At 70.1% G+C, this 17114-nt stretch carries 17 protein-coding genes; 8 read left to right on the top strand and 9 right to left on the bottom strand.

Going from position 1 to position 17114, the window contains the following annotated elements:
* Positions 1–106: 106 nt before the first annotated feature.
* Complete coding sequence (locus AB0H62_RS05435) at positions 107–388, bottom strand: DUF2277 domain-containing protein (RefSeq protein WP_220245653.1); 282 nt, start codon at positions 386–388, stop codon at positions 107–109.
* Positions 389–480: 92 nt separating this feature from the next.
* On the opposite strand from AB0H62_RS05435, the gene AB0H62_RS05430 reads away from it, so the two are divergent.
* A complete protein-coding gene (locus tag AB0H62_RS05430; RefSeq protein ID WP_360584270.1) occupies positions 481–1422 on the top strand; it encodes an Ldh family oxidoreductase in 942 nt (313 codons plus the stop codon).
* On the opposite strand, the gene AB0H62_RS05425 is transcribed toward AB0H62_RS05430, so the two are convergent.
* Positions 1419–1646, bottom strand: a complete 228-nt coding sequence (locus AB0H62_RS05425) for an RNA-binding S4 domain-containing protein (protein ID WP_220245655.1) — start codon at positions 1644–1646, stop codon at positions 1419–1421. The genes AB0H62_RS05430 and AB0H62_RS05425 overlap by 4 nt on opposite strands.
* Positions 1647–1671: 25 nt before the next feature.
* Positions 1672–2424, bottom strand: a complete 753-nt coding sequence (locus tag AB0H62_RS05420; RefSeq protein ID WP_360584268.1) for a serine protease — start codon at positions 2422–2424, stop codon at positions 1672–1674.
* Positions 2425–2492: 68 nt separating this feature from the next.
* On the opposite strand from AB0H62_RS05420, the gene AB0H62_RS05415 reads away from it, so the two are divergent.
* A complete protein-coding gene (locus AB0H62_RS05415; RefSeq protein ID WP_360584674.1) occupies positions 2493–3326 on the top strand; it encodes an SDR family NAD(P)-dependent oxidoreductase in 834 nt (277 codons plus the stop codon).
* A 138-nt stretch (positions 3327–3464) separates the two neighbouring features.
* Positions 3465–4148: a hypothetical protein gene (locus AB0H62_RS05410; protein ID WP_360584266.1), complete on the top strand. Its 684-nt coding sequence runs from the start codon at positions 3465–3467 to the stop codon at positions 4146–4148.
* A 27-nt stretch (positions 4149–4175) separates the two neighbouring features.
* Here AB0H62_RS05410 and AB0H62_RS05405 read toward each other — a convergent pair whose 3' ends face one another.
* On the bottom strand, positions 4176–4706 hold the full coding sequence (locus AB0H62_RS05405) for a response regulator (RefSeq protein WP_360584264.1): 531 nt from the start codon (positions 4704–4706) through the stop codon (positions 4176–4178).
* A 123-nt stretch (positions 4707–4829) separates the two neighbouring features.
* Positions 4830–6413 (bottom strand): sensor histidine kinase, encoded by a 1584-nt coding sequence (locus tag AB0H62_RS05400; protein WP_360584672.1) that lies wholly within the window; start codon positions 6411–6413, stop codon positions 4830–4832.
* A gap of 181 nt (positions 6414–6594) precedes the next feature.
* Here AB0H62_RS05400 and AB0H62_RS05395 point away from each other — a divergent pair, with 181 nt between their 5' ends.
* From AB0H62_RS05395 to AB0H62_RS05380, 4 genes are all read left to right on the top strand, one after another.
* Positions 6595–7401 carry an ABC transporter ATP-binding protein gene (locus AB0H62_RS05395; RefSeq protein WP_220245659.1) on the top strand — a complete coding sequence of 269 codons (807 nt, stop codon included), beginning with the start codon at positions 6595–6597 and terminating at the stop codon, positions 7399–7401.
* Positions 7391–8275 carry an ABC transporter permease gene (locus AB0H62_RS05390; protein WP_354883786.1) on the top strand — a complete coding sequence of 295 codons (885 nt, stop codon included), beginning with the start codon at positions 7391–7393 and terminating at the stop codon, positions 8273–8275. The genes AB0H62_RS05395 and AB0H62_RS05390 overlap by 11 nt, the downstream gene beginning before the upstream one ends.
* Entirely contained in the window at positions 8275–9327 is a 1053-nt protein-coding gene (locus AB0H62_RS05385; protein WP_220245661.1) for an ABC transporter substrate-binding protein, read from the top strand. The genes AB0H62_RS05390 and AB0H62_RS05385 overlap by 1 nt, the downstream gene beginning before the upstream one ends.
* A gap of 246 nt (positions 9328–9573) precedes the next feature.
* The gene (locus AB0H62_RS05380) at positions 9574–10296 is read left to right on the top strand and encodes a G1 family glutamic endopeptidase (RefSeq protein ID WP_220245662.1); all 723 of its coding nucleotides are present in this window, start codon (positions 9574–9576) and stop codon (positions 10294–10296) included.
* Positions 10297–10340: 44 nt separating this feature from the next.
* Here the strand turns inward: AB0H62_RS05380 and AB0H62_RS05375 are convergent, their stop codons facing one another.
* From AB0H62_RS05375 to AB0H62_RS05360, 4 genes are all read right to left on the bottom strand, one after another.
* A complete protein-coding gene (locus AB0H62_RS05375; RefSeq protein WP_220245663.1) occupies positions 10341–10652 on the bottom strand; it encodes an antibiotic biosynthesis monooxygenase in 312 nt (103 codons plus the stop codon).
* Between the two features lie 40 nt (positions 10653–10692).
* Entirely contained in the window at positions 10693–11298 is a 606-nt protein-coding gene (locus AB0H62_RS05370; protein ID WP_255638774.1) for a DUF1345 domain-containing protein, read from the bottom strand.
* A 733-nt stretch (positions 11299–12031) separates the two neighbouring features.
* Complete coding sequence (locus tag AB0H62_RS05365) at positions 12032–12541, bottom strand: O-acetyl-ADP-ribose deacetylase (RefSeq protein ID WP_220245664.1); 510 nt, start codon at positions 12539–12541, stop codon at positions 12032–12034.
* 12 nt (positions 12542–12553) lie between these two features.
* Complete coding sequence (locus tag AB0H62_RS05360) at positions 12554–15433, bottom strand: AAA family ATPase (RefSeq protein ID WP_360584259.1); 2880 nt, start codon at positions 15431–15433, stop codon at positions 12554–12556.
* 447 nt (positions 15434–15880) lie between these two features.
* Here AB0H62_RS05360 and AB0H62_RS05355 point away from each other — a divergent pair, with 447 nt between their 5' ends.
* Positions 15881–16984, top strand: coding sequence for a S1 family peptidase (locus AB0H62_RS05355; RefSeq protein WP_220245666.1), 1104 nt, complete (start codon positions 15881–15883; stop codon positions 16982–16984).
* The last annotated feature ends 130 nt before the right edge of the window (positions 16985–17114 follow it).

Here is a 17114-nt window from a genome sequence, read left to right as displayed (position 1 = left end):
AGCCGGTCGGCGCGGATCGGGAACGTCCCCGAGCCCGACCCTGAACCTGTCACTCCGGCGGACCCCCAGGTCGCGCCGCGAACGTCTGACTCGTTCCCAGGCAGCGTCAGGGCTTCTTCAGTTCCTTCAACGCCATCCGCGCCCGCACTTCCGGCCGGCGCAGCGGCGGCACGGTCGCCGGGGGCTGACGGCGGTCCGGGAGCTCGTCCAGCAACCGCGCGGTGATCGCCGCGATTTCCGCCACCGCCGCCTCGAACGGGTCGCGCGTGGCGTCCGAAAGCGACTGCACGCCGGTCACCTTGCGGACGTACTGGCGTGCTGCCGCTTCGATCTCTTCGGTTGTCGCGGACGGTTGGAGCCCGCGCAGCGTCGTGATGTTTCGGCACATGCGTGACAGGGTACGTCCCCTCGGGAGCCCTCATCACACTGTCGGGCCATCCTCGTTGACGCCGCCAGACGCGCTTGGGCAGTCTCGATGAAGTGCCCCTCAGACCACGTTCGCTGCGTCCCGCCCGCTCCGCCGTCGCTCAAGAAGTCCCTGAAGACACACCGATTCCCGAACAGGTCTGGCAGCGCGTGCCCGCCGATGAACTGGTCACGCTCGTTTCCCTGATCCTTGTGGCACATGATTTTCCCGACGATCGCGCGCGCATGGCCGCGGAAGCCTTGTGCCACGGCGATCTCACGGGTTCGCCCGACACCGGCGTCGTGGAGCTGCTGCGAATTCACCTGCCCGCTTTGGAAAACGGTGAGGTCGCGGCGCGCGCCGAGCCGTTGCTGATTGCCGACCGCGGTGCCGCCGCGCTCATCGACTACCGGCGCGCCACCGGCCTGTGGGCTGTCGGCGACGCGATGGACCGCGCCGTCACGCGGGCCGGGCGCTTCGGCGTCGGGCTGATTTCGATGCGGGGCGTCGGGCCGTTCGGTCGCGTCGGGCACCACGCGGCGCGCGCGTTGCCCCACGGGATGATCGGCCTCGTGATGGCCGCCGGCGAGGTCGGTTCCGGCCACCCGCTCGGCATGGCCGCGCCCGCCGGCGCGTACCCGGAGTTCGTCCTCGACGTCGACCTGGGCGACGCCTCGCGCAACCCGCAGTTCGCGGGCTTCGCGTTGCTCGTGGACGTGCTGGCGGGCGTGCTCTCCGGCGTCGCCGACCACGAGAACGACACGGGCCTGCTCGTGCTCGCCATCGCGCCCACCACGCTGCGCAGCGCCGACGGCTTCTACCGCGCGGCCAGCGCCTTGTTCGGCAGCATGCTCGGCTGGGAAGGCGGCACGCCGATCCGCTACCCGGGCTGGCGCGAAGCCCAGTACCTCGAACAATGCCGGGCGCTGGGCGTGCCCCTCAGCGCCCCGGTGCGGCGGCAGCTCGATTCGCTGGCGCTCGGGTTGGGGCTACCGCCGCTGACCAGCATGGGTTAGCGCGCGAGCGCCACCCGTCCGCGGTCGCCACCGACGGCCACCACGTCGCCGTCGGAGAGCTGGCGGCCGCGGCGGGTCTCGACCTCGTCGTTCACGGTGACCTCTTCGTTCTCGATGAGGTCCTTGGCGTGGCCGCCGTCCTCGGCGAGGCCGGCCAGCTTCAGGAACTGGCCGAGCCGGATCGGTTCGCCGGTGATGGGCACGTCACGCACGGGCTCGCTCATAAGCCGCATCATCCGCCATCGGCGCTCATGGGCGCGAGGTGGCTTGCCGGTACAGCGCGGTGACGTCGTCGTCGAAGTAGCTGGAGTACGACACGTCGTCGGTATCGCCGCCGGTCTCAAAGCCGCCGATCACGCCGACGACGGTGCCGAGCTTCGTGCGCGGGTCGGCGTGGACCACGAACGGGCCGCCGCTGGTGCCGGTGGCGAAGCCTGGGCAGTCCACGCGCAGCTGGAACGTGTCCTCCTTCGACGTCGTCGTGCTGCAGACGGCGGGGACGTCGGAGCCGTCGGGGTAGCCGGTGACCGTCACGGATCGCGCGAACGGACCGTTCGCGCCGAGGCGGTTCGCGCCCGTCACGGTCTCGAGCGGTCCACTCGCGCCGGCCTGGTGGGCGGTGGCGAAGCCGACGTCGAGGTCCTGGTCGGAGTCGTCGGCCCAGCCCTGCGCCACGAGCTCGTCGCCGACGTCCCAGTAGCCGAACGGAGCCACGCCGTCGTGGAAGCCGGGCGCGAAGGTGACGCCGGTGAAGTACGTGCCGCCCGCGCCGTCGTGGAGGCAGTGGGCGGCGGTGAGCAGCTCGTCGCCGCGGTCGCTGTGGACGACGCTCGCGGTGCAGTAGTGGGAGCCGTTGAGGAACAGCGCGCCGACGGCCGCGTTGTCGGGCTGTGAAGCCGTTTGCGCTGGTGACGCACGGTGTCCGGCGACGGCCACGACGGTCCCCGTCGCGCCGAGCACCACCACCGCGCCCAGCGCGAGCACCACCCGTGCCCGCCGCATCCATCCTCCCGAAGATCGCTCCCGCCACTAGTATCCAAAACCTGGAGCACCGGACGAGGGGAGCGGCGATGAAGGAGTTCACCGACAAGGTCGCGGTCGTCACCGGAGCGGGCTCGGGCATCGGCCGCGCGCTCGCGCTCGGGTTGGGCCTGCGCGGCGCGCGGCTGGCACTGTCCGATGTGGACGCCGAGAGCCTGGAGAGCACGGTCGAGGCGGCGAAGGCGCAGGGTGCGGACGTACGGGGCTACTCGCTCGACGTCTCCGACCGCGCCGCCGTACTTGTGCACGCGGACGAGGTGGCCAGTGCGTTCGGCCGCGTCAACGTCGTGGTCAACAACGCCGGCGTTGCGCTGGGCGCCACGGTGGAGGACATGACGTTCGAGGACTACGACTGGCTGATGGGGATCAACCTCGGCGGCGTCGTGAACGGGACCAAGGCGTTCCTGCCGCACCTCATCGGCTCCGGCGATGGACACCTCGTGAACATTTCGAGCGTGTTCGGATTCGTCGGAGTGCCCACTCAGAGTGCTTACAACGCGGCCAAGTTCGCCGTTCGCGGATTCACCGAGGCGTTGCGCGAAGAAATGCTCGCGGCGCGTCATCCGGTGGCCGTGAGCTGCGTGCACCCGGGCGGCATCAAGACCAACATCGCCCGCCACGCGCGCGGCGGCAACGACGGCGATCAGGAGGCCGCGGCGGCGGGCTTCGAGAAAATTGCGCTGACCACACCGAAGAAAGCCGCCGAAACGATCATCCGCGGGGTGGAACGGCGGTCCGCCAGGATCCTCATCGGACCCGACGCGTACGTCATCGACGCCATCCCGCGATTGCTCGGGTCGGCGTATCAGCGGCCGCTCGCGACTATGGCGCGGCTCGGCTTCAAACGGATGGGGAAGAACTGAATCGCGTCCGACGTGCGGGAGTTCGGTTGCCCCGGAAAGTCACCGTCACCCAATGGAGTTGCCTTTCTGACAAACCCGTCGGAAATGCACCAGAATGCTGACGTCCATCCGAGTGCCCGTACCCCGGAGGTACCTTCCATGCCGCGCACCGCCGAGCGACGCGCCACCTCGCCCGCCGATGAGCTGCTCGACCGCACCGGCATCCTCGCGGCGAGCGTGCCGCGCGGGCGCCGCAGTCCGGAGGACACCCAGCCGATCCCCGTGGTGCCCGCCCTCCTGCCCATCGCCGGCGACGGGGCCAGCGCCACGGTGCTCGCGCCTCTCGCGCCGCGCCCGCGCGTCGTCGCCCGCCGCCGCACGCGCGGATGGGTCGCCGGCACCGCCGCTTTGGCCCTGCTCGCCCTCGGCTGGTTCGCCGGCGGTCTCTTCTCGGGCTCCTTCACCGGCCGCACCACCACCGATGACGTCGCCGTGCCGGCCGACCAGCGCGAGCTTGTCGCCCCGGCCGCTCCGCTTCCAGCCCCCGCCTCGACGCCTGTCGCCCCCGCCGCGCCCCCGGCCGCCCCGGTGACCGTGTACGTCCCGGTCCCCGACCACAAGGCCGCCACGCCCGCGAAGCAGCACGTTGCCAGCCGCCCCACCACCCCCCGCACCTCCGCCGGCGGTTCCGACCACCGCCCCACCTCCACCCCGGACGACGACGACCTCCGCTCCGACACGAAGTCCACTCCGGCCAAGTCACCGGCCGCCACGCAGTTCGACGAGTACATGTCGCAGTGGCAGCCGTGGATCGACTTGGCTGACCGAATGTCACGTCGCTGACCAGCGGTTCTTTCAGTTCGGCCAGGATTAGCCGATCCAGACGTACTCGTGTTCCGGGCGACCGGTCGCCCCGTAGCGCAGGCGCATTTCCACCGCGCCCGAGTCGGCCAGGGCGGTGAGGTAGCGCTGGGCCGTGGCGCGCGCCATGCCCAGCTCGCCAGCGATCTCCGCTGCCGACAGCGGAGCGCCCGACGTCCGCAGCTGCTCCGACACGAGGCGGGCCGTCGCGCTGGACTGGCCCTTCGGGGTGGTCGCGCGGTCCTGGTCGTGCAGTGCCCGGTAGGCGCGGTCGACGTCGTCCTGGGTGAAGGGGCGGTCGGTGGTCACCTGGGTGCGGAAGCGGGCGTACGCGGTGAGCCGCTCGGCCAGCTGGCGCGTCGTGAAGGGCTTGATCAGGTAGTTCAGGGCGCCGGCGCGGATGGCGGCGGTGATGGACGCCGCGTCGGTCGCGGCGGAGAGGACGATGGTGTCCGTCGCGAGGTCCGGCAGCACGGAGAGGCCGGGCTCGTCGGGCAGGTAGACGTCGAGCAGCACGAGGTCCGGCGTCAGTTCGCGCACGCGGGCGCGCCGCCTCCGCGGCGGTGTGCGCGATGCCAGCGACGGTGAAGCCCGGCACCTCCGCCACGAACCCTGCGTGGACGCCCGCCACCCGGAAGTCGTCGTCGACGATGAGCGTGCGGATCATGAGCGAGCCTCCACCAGCAGATCAGGGAGTTTCGCGACGAACAACGCGCCCGCCGCCTCGCCGCCGGCGTCGGCGAGCCAGACGTCCCCGCCGCGAACGCGGGCCGCCTGCCGCGCGAGGGCGAGCCCCAGCCCGTGGCCGGGCGTGAGTTTCGTCGAGACGCCTTCGTCGAAGAGTGTGTCACGCAACGGCTCCGGCACGCCGAGCCCACTGTCCACAACGGACACATGCAGCGCCGAGCCCTCCGCGAACAGCCCGACCTCCACCGTCGCCGGCCGGCGCGGGCCCATGCGGGCGGCGTGCAGGGCGTTGTCCACGAGGTTGCCGATCACGGTCCCGGTCGCGACGGGGTCGGTCACCGAGCCGCGCACGAACGAGTCGTCCGCCAGCTTCAGCTCCACGCCCTTTTCCAGCCCCTGCTCGGATTTCGCCACCAGCAACGCCTGCAGGTACGGGTCGCGCACCGCGTCACCACCCAGCGGCGCCGAGCGCGCCGACGTCGTCTCGGTCAGCGTCTGCAGGTACTCCTCAGCCTCTGCGTGGTGCCCGAGCTGCAACAGCCCCGACAACGTGTGCAGCCGGTTCGCGAACTCGTGCCGCTGCGCGCGCAGGCCGTCGGACAGCGAGCGGATGCCGTCGAGCTCACGGCTGAGCGTGTCGAGGTCGGTTCGATCGCGGAACGTCAGCACGGTCCCGAGCGCCCGGTCCTCCCGCTGCACCGCGCGGGAGTTCATCACCAGCACGCGGTTTCCCGCCACCGCAAGGAGATTGTCCACGGGCTGCCCGTCGGCCACGGCCTTGCGCACCCGCGGCGACAGCTCCAGCTCGTCCAAAGTGGCCCCCACCGGCAGGTCGATCCCGAGCAGCCGCTCGGCTTCGTCGTTGCGCACCGACACCCGGCGTGACCCGTCGACGGCCAGCATCCCCTCGCCGATCCCGTGCAGCACGGCTTCGCGTTCGTAGAGCAGCTCGGTCAGCTCGTGCGGTTCGAGGCCGTGGGTCACGCGGCGCAGCCGGCGGTTGAGCAGTGCGGACGCGCCGGCGCCGAGCAGCAGCGCGCCCGCCGCGAAAGGAAGCGTGATCAGCAGCAGCCGGTCGAAGTCCTCGGTCAGCTTGCCGACCTGGTAGCCGACGCTGACCTCGCCGACCACTCGTTTCCCTTGCCAGATCGGCGTCTTGCTCCGCACGGAAGGCCCGAGCGTGCCGCCGTCGAACTCGCTGATGACATCGTTGCCCGCCAGCGCTTCCGCTGCCGAGGTACTGACTTTGTCGCCGATCTCGGCCGGCGTCGGGTGTGCGAGGCGGATGCCGCGGTCGTCCGTCACCACCACGAACAGCGCGCCATTGACCTTCGACACCGCGGCCGCGTGCGCCTCCAGCACCCCACCTTGCCGCCGCGCCGCCGCACCCTCCACCACCACGGGGTCCACCGCCACCGACTTCGCGACCGCCAGGGCGCGCTCGCCGTATTGCTCCGTCAATGTCGACCGCAGCTGCCAGCTCACGAGAGCGACGCCGAGCCCCACCACCAGCACCACCACCCCGATCTGCAACAGCAGGACCTGGCGGGTGAACCGCATGCGTTCGAACAACGCCCACTTCGGCATGCCAGGCAACATACCCCCAGCTCAGGGCCGTGCGCGAAATGAGCAAAACGTGGAGAACGAGCAGAGCGCACGCAGAACGTCGACAAGCTTCCCGGGCTCTTGATGCGCTCTTAACCTCCGTCGCAGTCCCCACCGTGACGAAGGAGTCACCACGATGGCGCCACCCCTCATCGAACTCGAGCACGCGACCAAGAGGTTCCCCAGCGGCTCCGGATCCGTGCACACCGCGGTCCGCGACCTGACCATGACCGTGCAGCCGGGCGAGTTCGTCGCGGTCGTCGGTCCCACCGGCTGCGGCAAGTCGACCACGTTGTCCCTGGTCAGCGGCCTGCAGCCGGCCTCGGCCGGCAGCGTCCGCGTGAACGGCGCCGAGGTGAAGTCCATTCCGGACGGTGTGGGCTACATGTTCCAGACCGACGCCGTGATGCCGTGGCGTTCGGTGCTGGACAACGTCGCGTCCGGCCCGCGCTTCCGCGGAGTGTCCAAAGCGGACGCTCGCGAGAAGGCCCGTGACTGGATCGGCCGCGTGGGGCTCGAAGGCTTCGAGAAGTACTACCCCCACCAGCTTTCCGGCGGCATGCGCAAGCGCGTCGCCCTGGCGCAGACGCTGGTCACCGACCCGAAGATCCTGCTGATGGACGAGCCGTTCTCCGCGCTCGACGTGCAGACCCGCGCCCTCATGCAGGACGAGCTGCTGCGCTTGTGGTCCGGTTCCGGCGCCGCCGTGATCTTCGTGACGCACGACCTCGACGAGGCCATCGCGCTCGCCGACAAGGTCGTGGTTCTGACCACGAGCCCGGCGACGGTGAAGGACGTCTTCGAGATCCCGCTGGAACGTCCACGCAAGGTCGAGGACCTGCGCCTCACCGAAGAGTTCCGCTCGATCTACTCCGACATCTGGGAATCGCTGCGCGGCGAGGTCGACAAGGCCCGCCAGAAGGGGGCGACCAGTGTCGCTTGATCTGATCGTCCCGCCGTCGAACCCGAACCCGCGGATCGAAGACGAAGCGAGCCTCATCGCGCGGCAGAAGCTCAAGACCAACGCGCGCCGGCGCAACATCTGGTTGCTGCGCCTGGCGATCGTCGTGGTGTGGCTCGGCAGCTGGGAACTCGCGGGCCGCTACTGGATCGACCCGTTCTTCTACTCGATGCCGTCGAAGATCTGGGAACGGCTCGTGGAGTGGTTCACGACCGGCACCGATTTCGGCTCCATCTGGTACCAGATCCTGGTGACGGTGGAGGAAGCCGTGCTCGGGTTCGTGCTCGGCGCGATCCTCGGCGTGGTGTTCGGCGTGGTGCTGGGCCGCAGCCAGTATCTCGCCGACGTGCTGGCGCCGTTCATCAAGGCCGCCAACGCTTTGCCGCGTATCGTGCTCGCCGCGTTGTTCGTGATCTGGTTCGGCCTCGGCATGTCGTCGAAGGTCGCGACGGTCGTGGTTCTCGTGTTCTTCGCGGTGTTCTTCAACGCCTTCACCGGTGCTCGTGAGGTGGACCGCAACCTGATCGACAACGCGCGCATCCTCGGCGCGTCGCGCTGGGCCGTGCTGCGCTCGATCGTGCTGCCTAGCGCGACGTCGTGGATCCTGTCGTCGCTGCACGTGGCGTTCGGGTTCGCGCTGATCGGCGCGGTCGTGGGCGAGTACACCGGCGCGAAGGCCGGCATGGGCTTCCTGATCGCCAATGCGCAGGGCACCTTCGACACCGCCGGTGTCTACGCGGGCATGCTGATCGTCACCGTCGTCGCGCTGCTGGCGGAATGGGGTATCGGCACGGCCGAGTCGCGGCTGCTGCGCTGGCGGCCGCAGATCACCACCCAGGCCGGCGCGGTGATCTGATGCGTCTGAAAAGGACACTCGCGGTCGGCGCCGCTCTGCTCACCCTCGCCGGCGTCACGGCCTGCCGTGACTCGCGCCAGATCGACCTCGGCAACGGCGGCAAGCCGCACCTGAAGATCATGATCGGCGGCATCTCCAAGGTCATCTACCTCCCAGGTCAGCTCGCCCAGCAGCTCGGCGAATACGAGAAGCAGGGCCTCGACGTCGAGCTGTTCGACCAACCGTCGGGCGCGAATGCGGAGACGTCGCTGCTGGCCGGTGAGGTGCAGGCCGTGGTCGGGTTCTACGACCACACGATCGACCTGCAGGCCAAGGAGCAGTGCCTCACGAGCGTGGTGCAGTTCTCGAACGTTCCGGGTGAGGCCGAGATGGTCGCGTCCGCCAAGGCGCCGGAGATCCAGTCCGGAAAGGACTTCCGCGGCAAGAACCTCGGCGTGACGTCGCTGGGTTCGTCCACGGACTTCCTCACCAAGGCGCTCGCGAGCCGCGGCGGAGTGGACGGCAAGGACTACACGCCGGTGAAGGTCGGCGCCGGCCAGACGTTCATTTCCGCCATGCAGCAGGGTTCCATCGACGCGGGCATGACCACGGACCCGACGATCGCGCAGCTCACCAACACCGGCCAGGCCAAGATCCTCTACGACATGCGCACGGTCGAGGGCACGCGCGCCGCGCTCGGCGGGCTGTACCCGGCCAGCTCGCTCTACATGAGCTGCGAGATCGTGAAGCGCTACCCGGACATCGTGCAGAAGCTGGCCAACGCGTACGTGGATTCGTTGCGGTGGTTGAAGAACCACACGGCGGAGCAGGTCGCCGACGTGATGCCGCCGTCGTTCGCGGGCGGGGACAAGGCGTTGTACGTGAAGTCCCTCAAGGACAGTCTCCCGATGTTCACTGCCGACGGCCGCATGGATCCGGCCGGGGCGCGGAACGTGCTCAACGTGCTCGGCGCGTCGTCGAGCAACGTGAAGCCGAAGAAGGACCAGATCGACCTCTCGAAGACCTACACCACCCAGTTCGTGGACGCCGCGCTCACGCGCTCGGCGCGGTAGTCCACCCGTGTCCGTCCTTCCGCGCGGAGGACGGACACACCGTGGCGGCCGCCTCGCCTTCCCTGGGCGGCCGTCACGGACTTCGGCGTACAGAAGGGAAATTCGGGACATATTGGTGAAGTTTTCCCGAGATGTGAATACCCTTCGAAAGTAGCTACCCACCTGCTCACGCGGATCCAACACTTGTTACCGGTGCGCACCGCCTGTAACACCCCGAGTCCCCATCGGTGATCAGATTGGATCCGCATGAACTCCCTCCTCTCCTCACGGACCGCGCGGGTGCTGGCCGTCACGGCGGCCGCCGCGGCGAGCATCGCGGCCGCGGCCGGCGTCGCCACGGTCAGCACGCCGTCGTTCGGCTCGTTCCACGGCCAGAGCTTCTCGGGCGGCAACTGGGGCGGCTACGTGAGCTTCGGCAGCTTCACGACCGCGACCGCGAGCTGGACGGAACCGTCGGTGACCTGCCGGTCCAGCAACGACCTGTTCGCTCCGTGGGTCGGCATCGACGGTGACGGATCGTCCACTGTGGAGCAGACGGGCGTGGCCACGGACTGCTCCAGCGGCCGCCCCGTCTACCAGGCCTGGTACGAGATGTACCCGGCGGCGCCGGTGTACTACTCGTCCTCGTCCGCCCCGGTCAGCGCCGGTGACCACATCGCCGCAACGGTCACGCGCACCGGGACGAACACCTACAAGCTGGACATCAGCGACACCACCAAGGGCTGGTCGAAGACGATCAGCAAGACCTTGACCTCCAAGCACTCCTCGGCCGAGGCGATCATCGAGTCGCCGACGGACTCGTACCCGACGATCTCGGGCGGGATCTCGTTCAGCGGCGTGAAGTTCAACGGGCAGAGCCTCGCGTCGACCAGCCCCGAAGGCCTCGACGCGGACGACCGCGGCTCCGCCACCTTCAGCCCGGGCGCCATCGGCTCGGACGGCCAGAGCTTCACGATGACGCGGCACTGACGTTCGGTCCGGTCCGCGGGGCTCGGTGCTTCGCGGACCGGACGTCAGCGCGTGAAGCCGTACGACCGCTCGACGCGCGCCACCCGCACTTCGAACTCCTCGTACCACTCCGCGCGGCCCCGTCGGCGGCTCTCGGTGTGCTCGAGGTTCTTGCGCCAGCCGGCGATGGCCTCCTCGTCCCGCCAGTACGACACCGTGATCCCGAGGCCCGACTCGTCGCGCGCCGACTCCTCGCCCAGGTACCCGTCCTGCTCCGCCGCGAGCGCCGACATCCGGGCGGTGCGCTCGGCGTAGCCGTGGTCGCCTTCGGTGCGGCGGGACGTGAAGATCACCGCGTAGTACGGGGGTTCGGGCATGCTCGGTGTATACCTGGTTGGGCCCGTGTCGCGCGAATGTTTATCCCTGCAGCGCTCCGACCGCCCACGCGAACACCATCACCGCGAGCAGCAGCGACACCCCGGCCTGCACCATCATCGTCAGCTTCGCCCAGATCCGCAGCGGCATGACGTCGGTGGGACTGAAAGCCGTGGAGTTGGTGAAGGAGAGGTACAGGTAGTCGGCGTAGCGCGGCTCCCAGTCCTCGCTGGTGAGCTCGGGGCTGTCCATCTGAGGGAACTGCAGGTCGGGGAACTCCGCCCGCCCCTTCGCCCGACGCGCCGGTCCGCCGCGGTCGAACTCCCAGTACCAGAGCGAGAAGACGACGATGTTCGTCCAGTACACGATCGCGCCACTCACCAGCACCTGCGGCGCGTGCCCGCTGAACGACCCCTGCACGATCCCCAGCACCAGCCGCACCGCCGACGCCGCCGTGGTCGCGCTCACCAGCGCCAGCAGCACCAACGACACGATCCGCTCGACCCTGCTGAACTCGCCCATCCGCCCGGGATTGATCAACAACAACGCGACGAGCAACAGCACCGACACCGCGGGCAACAGCCACCACGGCCTCAACACCACCCTGTCCGGCAACGCCAACTGCAACGCGAGCGTCCCCACCACCACCCCGGCAGCCGGCCACCGCGTCTCCCCGGCGGTCGCCCTCCGCCACGCCGGCAGGGCGCCGGCTTCACCTGAGTTCACGTGGGTCACGGTAAGGCGGTGGGGGGTGTGGCGCAGCACGTGGTGGTGGGGTGGGGTGTTTGGCTTGATTGGGTATTTCGCTCGTTCCGTCACGACGGAGCGGCTGGAGTCTGCCGCCGAGCTCTCCGCTTCACGGCTACCTGCCGAAGCGGCTTCAACCGTTGCCCGCCGCGGTCCCCGGCCCGCTTCCGCGGCATCCCGCGACGAATTTCTCGCGATTCCGAGCTTTCACTCGGGCGGGCCCATCCCGCGCGACTCCGGGACACCCACGCCGCCGGCACTTCCCTGCTGCTGCGCGAAGTCCGGCCGGTCGCTCGGTTGTCCACAACCATGCCGAGTTGTGGACAACTGAGGCCCCTGACTGCGGACTTGGGTTTTTTGTCGTACCCCGCCGATAGACTTGGCTTGGGGACGCCCCCCAAGGGAGGGCGGGGGCTGTGTGTCGGGCGGCCGGAGGCGGGCAAAAGCGCCGGCACCTGACCGGCGGCAGCGCACATGTACCGGCGCGCCGGGTACGACCTACGGCACCGCCGCAAACGCGTCATACGTCCGCGGGTCGAACCGGGCGCCTTGGGAGCCCTGCGCTGTGTCGGCAAGGACTGGGGAGGGCCGGCGCCGACCGGCGACCACCACACCGCGGCGCGCCGGATACGGACTACAGCACCGCCGCGAACGCGTCATACGCCCGCTGATCAAACAACACAAACCGCACAAAATCGAACGCCGACGTATCCGCATCCCGAACCGTCGACACCGCGATCCGCGCCGCATCCTCGAGCGGCCACCGATACACGCCCGTCGAGATCGCCGGAAACGCGACCGTCCGAGCGCCGAGGGAAGCGGCCACCGCGAGCGAGTTGCGGTGGCAGTCCACCAGCAAGGAGGACCGGTCTTCCGAAGAAGACCACACCGGCCCCACCGTGTGGATAACCCAACGGGCAGGCAGCCGGCCCGCGGTAGTGGCCACGGCCCGACCCGTACGGAGCCCCTTCCCGTAGTGGCCGGCGCGCAACGCACGGCACTCGGCCAGAATCTCGGGGCCGCCCTTGCGGTGGATGGCGCCGTCGACTCCGCCGCCGCCGAGGAGCGAGGAGTTGGCGGCGTTGACGATGGCGTCGACGTGTTGTTCGGTGAGGTCGCCGAGGGCCAGTTCGATGGGTGCCATCCAAGCACCCTGTCACGAAACCGCCGCGTCTCCCGACGGGAGGTGGCGGCCGACGTCCGCCCGCCCCCGTGCCCCCAGCTTGCGCAGCACCTTCGCCACGTGTTGTTCCACCGTGCGCGGCGACAAAAACAGCCCGTCGGCGATCTCGCGGTTCGTCCGGCCTTCGGCGAGCATGCGGGCGACCTCGCGTTCGCGCGGGGACAGCTCGCGGCCGTAGCCGCGGCGGCCGCGTTGCGAAGGGGCCCACGCGCCGTGCTCGCGGAGCAGGTGGTGGCAGCGGCCGGCGTCGCGCGTGGCGCCGAGGCGTTCGTACGCGCGGGCCGCGGCGGACAGCGCGTCGACGGCCGGGCGTTGGCCCGCCAGCAGGCGCAGGCAGGCGGCGCGCTCGACCATTGACGTCGCCAGGTACGGCATCGGCAGGCGTGCGTATGCGGCGGCCGCCGCGTCGAAGCCCGCGGCCGCGGCCAGGTGTTTGCCGCGGGCGCCCGTCAACACCGCGCGGCCCGCGGACAACGCGGCCACGGCCAGGGGTGCGTCGCGGCCGGTGATGCCGCGCGCGAACTCCTCGACGAACGCGTCGGCGTCCGACCAGCGGCCCGCGCGCGCGAATGCCTCGGCCGCCGCGGGCACCAGGGACGCCGCCCACACCCAGACGCCCTTGCGTCGCGCCGCATCGACGGCGACGTCGGCGACGGCGACGGCACCCGCCACGTCCTCGCCCGCCAACAGGATCCCGATCTGCACCGAAGCGGCCGAAAGCACCACGGGGATCGGTCCGTCAGCGGGAACCGACGCGCGCGCCAAATGTTCAGCAGCCACAGCGAATTCGCCCCGAACCGCCGCCAAACCGCCGAGCACCAGCGAAGTCTCCATCACGATCGGCCCCAGCTCCGGGTACCGCGAGCGTACGTCCTCCGCCGTCTCCGCGAGCCCGTCCCACTCGCCGCGGAACCACGCCAGCCGCGCGTGTGTGCCCTGGATCAGGCCGATCGCGTACAGCGCCCCCGCGTCCGAAGCGCGCCGCGCGCCCTCCTCGACGAGCCGGGTGGCCCGGTCGAGGCGCCCGGCCCACGACTGCGCGTCGGCCAGGTTGCACCACAGCCGCGCGAGCTGCACGCGCTCGGCCACGCTGTCGCCGACGTCCGGCAGCGCCTCGAACTCCGCCCACGCCGAACCGTCGCCGATGTGCGAAGCGTTGGTGATCCGGTCGACGGTCAGCGCCAGCCGCAGCTCCGGGTCCGTCAGTCCGGAATGGACTTCCCGCGCCCGCCGCATCCAGCCTTCGTGCCACGAAAGGGGAGTGAGCCCGTCGATGGGTTGCGCCAGCAGGTTGATGCCGCGCGCGGCCAGCTCCGGCCGGTCCACGAGCTCGGCGACGGCACGCTCCACCTCCTCGCGCCCGCGTTCCAGCCGTCCGATCGTGCGCACCAGCAGCATGCCGAGCGACAGCCGGATCGTCCCGCGCACGGTCGGCGGCAGCGGCCGGTCCTCCAGCACGCGTTCCAACGTCTCGATCACGTCCGGGCGAAAGCCGCGCAGCGCCACCTGGCTCAGCTTCGTGGCGAGCCGTCCGGCGTCGTCAGAGGCCGGCAGCACGGCCTGCAACAGGTCGATCGCGCGCGAGGTCTCGCCGTGGACGATGGCCTCGTCGGCCGCCGCCTCCGCGTAACGAAGCCATTTCTCCGTGCGCCCGGCCGCATAAGCGTGCTGAGCCAGCAACAACGAGGGCGGCGACGGCAACGAACCCAGCACCCGCATCGATTCCGTGTGCAGCAAGGTGCGCTCCGGGCCGCTCACCGTGTCGTACACGGCCTTGCGCACCAGTGGATGACGGAAGCCGTACCGGTTCTCACCCAGCTCAGCCACCAAACCCCCGGCCAACGCGGCCAGCAGCGCCGCCCGCAGCGACTCCTCACCGAGCCCCGCCACCTCGGCCAGAGTCGCCGGCTCCGCGGGCACCGCCAGCACCGCCGCGGCCCGCGTCAGCTGCGCCGCCTCCGCGGGCAACGCGGCCAGCCGCTCCGTCACGGACTCCCGCAACGGCGCCGGCACCTCCAGGTTCTCCAGCAGCCGGTCCGACAGTCCCTCGCCGGCCGGCAACGGCACGTTCCGTAAGGCCCGCAACGTTTCCTCGACCACGAACGGGATCCCACCCGTGCACTCGTGCAGCTTCGCCGCGAACTCGTCAGTCACGCGCGGCAGCTCAAGCACGTGCACAGCCATCGCCCGCACCGCCGCGACGTCGAGCGGCCCGAGCGCGACGCGTGCCGTGTGGACACTCGGCGCCGCCCGCACCGGCGCGCCCAACGGCCCCGGCCACGGCTGCGCGCTCGTGCGATAAGCGGCCACCACGGCCAGCTCGGGCGGCAGGTCGACGGCGAGGAACCGCATCAGGTCGCACGTGCCCTCGTCGGCCCACTGCAGGTCGTCGACCAGCAGGATCGTCGGTCCACAAGCGACAAACAGCTCCCGCACGGCGCGGAACACGCGGTGCCGCTGCGCGCTCGGGTCGTCCAACGGCTCGGGCGTCGGCGGCAGCCGGTCGGCCAGCTCCGGCAGCAGCGGCCGCAGCACGCCGGCCACGGGGCTCAGCGGTCCCAGCGGACGCTCGCCCACCGCGTGCAACGCCTCCAGCACCGGCCCATACGGGAACGGCTCGCGCAACGGCTGGCAAATCCCACGCAGCACGCGGCCATCGGAGAACTCGGGCCGTCGCGCCAGCTCGGCCAGCAGGCGCGAGCGGCCCATCCCCGGTTCACCCTCCACGAGCACGGCGGCCGGTCGGTGGGTGAGTACCTCGGCCATCGCGGTGAGCTCCTGGTCCCGGCCCGCGAAAGCCGTCGGCCCGGTGCGCACGGTGACCGACGTCGGACGGGGGACGGCCTGCGACATGTCGACCTCCCTGCACGCTTGTCCGTTTCGTCGGGAGCCTAAGCAGCGTTCAGCCACCCGTAAACCAGCCGACGACCTGCGTCTCGGCACCCGGCTCACACGTCTGCGTACACAGCGTCACCGGTTGGCAGACGGATCTTCGGCGCAGGATCACCATGCGTACGAAACTTCGGGCATCCCCTCGTTCCAGGGGCGCATAACACGTTCCGGCCGCTGAAAGAGCTACGCAAAGTAGTTGCCGGAATCCCTACTTATGGACGGTGCCGCGAGAGAAAATGGTGCCGATACGGCGTCTGGAGCAGGACGTTCCGCCAAGGGGATTGCGTATACCTATCCGCGCCGAGCCCTTATTGCAGTGGACTGGACCACGCTGCACGCTCTCATCCCGGGGGAAGGGATGCGCCGCGTGGCCGCACCGGTGCCGCGCGTAATCACGAGGGAGGAAGCATGAAGATCATCAGATTCCTCGGTATCGCCGCCGTCGCCGCCGCGACGGCGGGCACGATGGCCGCGGTCACGAGCCCGGTCGCGGGTGCCACCTTGTTGAACCCCGACATGGTGCCGGCGATGCAGCGCGACCTCGGTCTCACCCACGACCAGGCCATCGCCCGGCTCGCCGCCGAGGACTCCGCAACGAAGGTGGGCCAGGCGCTGGAAACCGCGCTCGGCGACAGCTTCGGCGGCGCGAGCTACGACGCGGCCACGGGCAAGGCGCGCGTCGGCGTGACCGACGCTTCGCTCGTGGAGAAGGTGCGCGCGGCGGGCGCGGAGGCGCAGGTCGTGCGCTTCAGCGAGCGTCAGCTCGACTCCAGCGTGGCCAAGCTCAACGCGGGTGAGAAGACCGCGCCGCAGTCGGTCACGGCGTGGGGCGTGGACCCGGCGTCGAACCGAGTGACGATCACCGTCCTCAAGGGACAGCGGGCGGCGGCGGAGAAGTTCGCCCGCCAGTCCGGTGTGGACACTTCCGCGCTGGAGGTCACGGAGACCGCCGCCAAGCCGCAGCTGCACTACAACGTGCTCGGCGGTGACGCGTACTACATCGGCGGTTCGTCGCGCTGCTCCGTCGGCTTCTCCGTGAACGGCGGCTTCCTCACGGCCGGCCACTGCGCCGCGCTCACCGGTGCGGGCCCGCTGACCGGCTACAACCGGGTGTCCATGGGCTCGTTCTCAACCTACCGTTTCCCGGGCAGCGACTACGCGTACGCACGGGTCAACAGCAACTGGACCCCGGTCGGCCAGATCAACAACGGCACCCGCGTGACGGGCTCGACGGCTGCGGCCGTGGGCGCGTCCGTCTGCAAGTCGGGCTCCACCACGGGCTGGACCTGCGGCACGATCCGCGCCAAGAACCAGACCGTGCGCTACCCCGAGGGCACAGTCAGCGGCATGGTGCTCACCAACGCCCGCTCCGACCACGGTGACTCGGGCGGCTCGTTCATCTCCGGCAACCAGGCGCAGGGCCTGCTTTCCGGCGGTGACACCGTGAACACGTACTTCTACCCGATCGTCAGCGCCCTGTCGGCAACCGGCACGACGCTCGTGCGCGGCTGATTTCCCCCGCGAACAGGAGAAGGGCGGATCGAGTGCCTCCAGAGCACTCGAGCCGCCCTTCTCCTGTTACTAGTCCGGCCAAAAGTAGGCCGAACCCCACCCGGCACGTAACCGTTGCTACGAAGCCATT

It is taken from the genome of Amycolatopsis sp. NPDC050768 (assembly GCF_040654155.1).
Taxonomy (GTDB): domain Bacteria; phylum Actinomycetota; class Actinomycetes; order Mycobacteriales; family Pseudonocardiaceae; genus Amycolatopsis.
This window is presented reverse-complemented; position numbering and strand designations above follow the sequence as displayed.

What these genes read in the sequence shown, in the direction of transcription:
- AB0H62_RS05425 (WP_220245655.1), bottom strand. Translation starts at nt 1,646, where the DNA reads ATGAGCGAGCCCGTGCGTGACGTGCCCATCACCGGCGAACCGATCCGG.
- AB0H62_RS05380 (WP_220245662.1), top strand. Translation starts at nt 9,574, where the DNA reads ATGAACTCCCTCCTCTCCTCACGGACCGCGCGGGTGCTGGCCGTCACG.
- AB0H62_RS05365 (WP_220245664.1), bottom strand. Translation starts at nt 12,541, where the DNA reads ATGGCACCCATCGAACTGGCCCTCGGCGACCTCACCGAACAACACGTC.
- AB0H62_RS05410 (WP_360584266.1), top strand. Translation starts at nt 3,465, where the DNA reads ATGCCGCGCACCGCCGAGCGACGCGCCACCTCGCCCGCCGATGAGCTG.
- AB0H62_RS05395 (WP_220245659.1), top strand. Translation starts at nt 6,595, where the DNA reads ATGGCGCCACCCCTCATCGAACTCGAGCACGCGACCAAGAGGTTCCCC.
- AB0H62_RS05360 (WP_360584259.1), bottom strand. Translation starts at nt 15,433, where the DNA reads ATGTCGCAGGCCGTCCCCCGTCCGACGTCGGTCACCGTGCGCACCGGG.
- AB0H62_RS05400 (WP_360584672.1), bottom strand. Translation starts at nt 6,413, where the DNA reads ATGCGGTTCACCCGCCAGGTCCTGCTGTTGCAGATCGGGGTGGTGGTG.
- AB0H62_RS05355 (WP_220245666.1), top strand. Translation starts at nt 15,881, where the DNA reads ATGAAGATCATCAGATTCCTCGGTATCGCCGCCGTCGCCGCCGCGACG.
- AB0H62_RS05415 (WP_360584674.1), top strand. Translation starts at nt 2,493, where the DNA reads ATGAAGGAGTTCACCGACAAGGTCGCGGTCGTCACCGGAGCGGGCTCG.
- AB0H62_RS05375 (WP_220245663.1), bottom strand. Translation starts at nt 10,652, where the DNA reads ATGCCCGAACCCCCGTACTACGCGGTGATCTTCACGTCCCGCCGCACC.
- AB0H62_RS05420 (WP_360584268.1), bottom strand. Translation starts at nt 2,424, where the DNA reads ATGCGGCGGGCACGGGTGGTGCTCGCGCTGGGCGCGGTGGTGGTGCTC.
- AB0H62_RS05435 (WP_220245653.1), bottom strand. Translation starts at nt 388, where the DNA reads ATGTGCCGAAACATCACGACGCTGCGCGGGCTCCAACCGTCCGCGACA.
- AB0H62_RS05385 (WP_220245661.1), top strand. Translation starts at nt 8,275, where the DNA reads ATGCGTCTGAAAAGGACACTCGCGGTCGGCGCCGCTCTGCTCACCCTC.